Below are 5,091 nucleotides of genomic sequence, written 5' to 3'. Positions count from 1 at the left end.
GGCCGTTGGCCAGCGCCGCGGCAGGAGTGAACGTCGCCGTCCTGGTCGACGCGTCGTATCCGACGCTTCCCGCCACGTTCTGCCCGCCCGCGGCAACGGTGAAGGTAATCGTCGCCGGCTGGACGGGCTCGTTGAACACCGCTGTCGGGGTCACCGTCGGCGCCACGCTGGACGACGCGGGCAGCGGCGTCTGGCTCGTCACCAACGGTGGGGTGACATCAGGTGGAGCGACATCGGTGAACACCGGGTCCACCCAGTAGTTGGTGGAACCGTAGGTGCTGGTCGGGAACCCGGTGCTACCCGCGCGGTACACACCGTTGGGGGCCGTTGCGGAGTCCTTGGTCGCGTGCAGCGGCACCGCGTCGGCCGCGTTCACCTCGAAGAAGCCCGCGTCCGCCGCGTAGTGCCCAGCGGGCGCCCAGTAGGAGGCGACATACGCGGTGTTCTTGGTGACCTGTACCGGCTGTCCGAAGCTGACCTGCTGCCAGCCGGACGCGCTCTCGCCGGTGAAGGTGGCGGTTGCCAGCTGGGTGCCGGCGGCCGACCACAGCGTGCCGGTGTGCGTACCGGTGTTACCGCTGCCCTTGTAGAACCGGACTCCGGTGACCCAGCCGTCGACGTCGGCGGTGAAACGAACGCCGAGTTCCAGGGCGCTGGTGTCGGTGACCGCCGGGGTCTTCGGCGTCGCGGCGGAACCGAAGACCACACATGGGCAGATGACATTGACCGAAACGGTCACCGGCGCGGAGATGTTGGCGCTGTCATCGGCTGCACGGGCCTTGACCGTGACCGCACCGAGGCCGTGGACGGTCCCGGTGTAGGTCCAGCTCCCGCGGCCGGTCGCCGGGTGCCAGCTGGTACCACCGTCGATGGAGACCTCGACCCCGCCGACGGCGCCTGCGCTGTCAGCCGCGGTGCCGGTCACGGTCAGCTGACTGCCGTTGGTGACGGTCGCGCCGGCGGTCGGCGACGTGATGGTGATCGACGGCGGCGTGTGGTCCGTGGACGCGGTGGCCGCGATCATGCCCGCCATCAGCGTCGCCGGCTGCGCGCCCATGTCCGCCAGCAGGTTCACGGTCGCCTGCTGCATGTTGGTGTTGACGGCCGTCGTCGTGCCGTCGTGGACGTCGTCCAGGCCCCAGGGGAACTGGATCGTGCCCGCGCCGAACACGAGCGCGCCGCTCGCGGCGCGATAGAGCGTCAGGTGGTGCGTGGTCGTGCCGGGCGCGACTGTGGTCCCGTAGTCCTGCAGGTACTGACTGACGGCGCCGGTGGTCGTCGACAGCTGCACCAGACCGGCCGGGCGGGAACCGTTGTCGAGATCCTCATCGGACTCGTACCCGATCGAGTGCTGGGACAGCGCCGCGGACGCCCCGGGCGCCAGGCTGGCGATGGGGGTGTTGCGCCAGAAACGCATCTTGCCGTCGGCGGCCGGGACCATGATGGTCAGGTCGCTGTTGTTGGCCATGTAGCCGGTGCCGGTCAACGCGTTCTCCGGACGGCCGCCGTCGGCCGGCGGGCTCTTGCGCGGGTCACGCCAGGTACCGGTCCATATCGGCGGGTCCTGGGGGTCCACCACGTCGAGATAGGTCTCCTTGTAGGTGACCATCGTCCGGTACGGGGTGCTGGACCCCTCGGTGCTCGGCTCCCAGCGCGTCTTCCAGTAGACCTCGTTGCCGCTGAAGAACGCCAGGTTCACACCGGCGTCCCGGGCCGCCTCGACATTCGCCCGCTGCTGGCCTGACCAGTACTCGTCATGACCGACCGACAGAAACGTCTTGTGGTTGGTCAGCAGGCTGCCGTACCGATCGGTGTCGACACCGCTGGCGTAGGAGACGTCATAGCCGTTGCGCTCAAGAAAACGGATCATCGGATACTCGTTGGCGAAGACGAAGTCGCGTCCGTCCGGCACGTCGCCACGGGTCGTGAACGGACGGTTGTAGCTGACCTTGTATGCGCGTCCGATCGGCCCCGGGTAGAGACTCGCTCCGCCGAAGGAGTTGTACGCCTGCCAGGTGGTGTCAGACGTCTGGTACAGCACGTCCGAGTGGCTCGTGTCATTTCGCACCACGAAAACGATGTGACTGTTCGCGTTGGTGTCGGTACGGGTCAGCTTGGCCGCGTAGACGCCGGAGACCGCACTGCCGGGCACCGCCCAGGATGTCGACTCCGCCCAGTTGCCGCAGTCGGTGAGGTTGGTGGCGGTGTAGAAGAGGCAGGCGGGCTGGCTCTGTACGCCGCTGTGGTTGACGGTGGCCATCTTCCTGGCTCCGTCACCCCCGTACCAACCAAGGCGATAGATGTCGATCCGGTAGGCACTGGCACTCGTTTTGATCTTGAAATGCACCGTGCTGCCAGCGTTCACGCTGATGTCGGTGCTGAATCCCTGAATGGTGTCGTCACCGGTACCGGTGGTGTCCCACTCCGACTGCGGTGAACCGGTCTTGGTGTTCTCACAGGCGATCGGGTTGACGACCGGAGGACCGCACGGGTCGGCCGCATGAGCGCGGGATGCCAGCGGTACGGAGAGGGCCATCAGCATCGCGACCGCTACCGACAGGACGATCAGTCGTGAGCTCAGTGGCGAGACGAGCTGACGGTACCCCCCGCCTCTTCGCACGGTCAGTAACGAGGACAACGGGTCCTCACGGCTTGAAATGCTCACCTGCCGGACTCCTACCTGCCCAGACGCCCCCGGAAGAACGTCAGCGGATCGCGCACTACCCTCCAGGATGACGAAGCCCGACATTCGGTGATGTATCGGCATGGCATGCTCGACCCTCAGCCCCCCGGACGTGGCCCGCCTGCCGCGGTATCACCGCCACACCGTGCCAACCTCCGGATGGGGCAGCCCCCTCCTGGACGCCGAGCCACCCCCCTACCGGAGCCCGACCACGAAAAATTATCCTATATAGCCCTGCATAACCAGGCCGAGGCCACATGTTGTGGCGGTAATCAGAAAATCAACCCATTGCCGGCACACAGCCTGACATCCGACCAACACCGGATCATAAACTTGTCAAGACTTCCACCATAATATTGTGGCGAACACTGACAGTTGGTTCTTCGGCTTGGCCGGAGGGGGAAGAGCCTTTGTACTCAACGCTGCGTGACGGTCCGCCGCCCCGCACACCGGGCACCACGCCCGATCAGGCCCGGTCGCGCCGAGGACGCGTGGGCCTGGCCGTCGGCCCGGTCGTGTTCATGCTCGGCATGACCAGCCTGCTCACCGACCTGTCCACCGAGATGGTCACCGCGGTCCTGCCGCTGTACCTCGTGCTTTCTCTCGGCTTCAGTCCGTTACAGGTCGGTGTCGTCAATGGCCTCTACCAGGGTGTTACCGCGGTGGTCCGGCTGGCGGGGGGCGTGGCTTCGGACCGCCTCGAACGACACCGTGACATCGCCGCGGCGGGCTACGCGCTGTCGGTGCTGTCCCGGCTCGCTCTGCTCGTGCCCGGCGGCTCGGCCACGGTCGTCTCCGGTTCGATCGTGGCCGACCGGGTGGGTAAGGGCATCCGCACCGCACCGCGGGACGCGCTGTTGTCACTGGCCGCCACCGATGGCGACCTTGGACTTGCCTTCGGAGTGCACCGGGCCATGGACACCTTCGGCGCGATGCTCGGCCCGGTGGCGGCATTCGCCGTGCTGTCAACCGTTCCCGGGGGCTACCACCTCGTCTTTGCGGTCAGCGCGTGCGTGGGTGTGATCGGCCTGGCCGTCCTGCTGTCATTCGTCGACCGGCGCCCGGCTTCGGCGCCCTCACCCCAATCGTCACCAGCAGTGTCACCAGCGACATCACCGAAGATGACATCCCGTGCCATCGCGACGGCTGTGACCGACCGCAGGCTGCGCCGGATCCTGGTGGCCGGCTGCGCGCCGGCGCTGGCAACCATCGGCGACGCGTTCATCTACCTTCGCCTCCAGCAGACGCTGGAGATCACGCCGGCGATGTTCCCCCTGCTCGCGGCCGGAACATCCGGCACGTACCTGCTCGCCTCGGTTCCGCTCGGTCGGCTGGCGGACCGGATCGGACGGGCCCGGGTGTTTCTCGGCGGTTTCGGGGCCCTGCTGGGCGTCTACGCCACGCTCCTCTCGCCGATACGGGGAATGACCGCGTTACTGTGCTGCCTGGGTTTCCTCGGCCTGTACTACGCCGCGACCGACGGCGTCCTGTCCGCACTCACCAGTGCCGCGCTACCCGCCGGCGCCCGTACCACCGGCCTCGCGCTGGTCCAGACCGGCGTGTCGCTCGGTCAGCTCGTGGCCTCGTCCCTCTTCGGCGCGCTGTGGACGATCGCGGGCGTGGAAACCGCGTTGACGGCGGCGGCCGTGCTCCTCGCCGTCACGCTTGCCATTGCATGGTCAGCCCTGCGGAGGACGACGTGACTGCCACCACCAGATCACCAGCCGAACCGACGACGCCACGGCGCAACCGACGGCGCCGCCACGCGGTGTTCGCGGCGGTCGTGCTGTGCACCGTGGCGGCGACGCTCGCCTACGGCATCACCGTCTCCCGCCGTTCATCCCCGGTGGCGGCCCAGGACGCCAGCCTGCGCCCGGCCGACCTGAGCTCGGTCCTGGCCACCCCGGTGGTCGTCTTCCGCAGTAGCGAACGGGGACCCACCTACGGCGAGGTGTCCGTGGCGAAACTCGACGACCTGGGCGGTCCGCATGTCGTCACAAGCCTGCAGTGCGACCGGGTCGACATGGTCGCCACGGTGGGGTTGTGTCTGGCCGCGAGCCCGGGCATCTACACCAATTACAAGGCGTTCACGTTCGACGCGAAGATGCAGGTGCAGCACGGCTTCAACATCGTGGGCATCCCGAGCCGGGCCCGGCTGTCGCCCGACGGCCGGTTGGCTGCGGTAACCACGTTCGTGTCAGGCCACTCCTACGCCACGGGCGGCTTCTCAACCGCCACCACGCTCTACGACGTCTCCGCCGGACGAGAGATCGGTAACCTCGAGTCGTTCTCCGTCACCAGGGACGGCAAAGAGCTCCACCCCACCGACGCGAACTTCTGGGGAGTGACCTTCGATCGCGACGACGACCGCCTCTACGCGACGCTGGCCACCGGTGGCCAGACCTATC

The 5,091-nt window shown here is 67.5% G+C and carries 2 protein-coding genes and 1 pseudogene; 2 read left to right on the top strand and 1 reads right to left on the bottom strand.

What is annotated here, in order from left to right; genetic code table 11:
• Positions 1-2,665 (bottom strand): N,N-dimethylformamidase beta subunit family domain-containing protein (locus U9977_RS04285; RefSeq protein ID WP_322747840.1); only part of this gene is annotated, 2,665 nt, incomplete at its 3' end.
• A 509-nt stretch (positions 2,666-3,174) separates the two neighbouring features.
• On the opposite strand from U9977_RS04285, the gene U9977_RS04280 reads away from it, so the two are divergent.
• Together U9977_RS04280 and U9977_RS04275 are read left to right on the top strand one after the other, a co-directional pair.
• On the top strand, positions 3,175-4,386 hold the full coding sequence (locus U9977_RS04280) for an MFS transporter (protein WP_322747839.1): 1,212 nt from the start codon (positions 3,175-3,177) through the stop codon (positions 4,384-4,386).
• Positions 4,383-5,091: pseudogene (locus U9977_RS04275) on the top strand (hypothetical protein); the annotation flags it as partial. The gene U9977_RS04280 and the pseudogene U9977_RS04275, both read left to right, overlap by 4 nt.

It is taken from the genome of Protofrankia sp. Cas8 (assembly GCF_963555845.1).
Lineage (GTDB): Bacteria > Actinomycetota > Actinomycetes > Frankiales > Frankiaceae > Protofrankia.
Note: the sequence above shows the minus strand (reverse complement) of the source record. Positions and strands in the feature narration are given on the sequence as shown.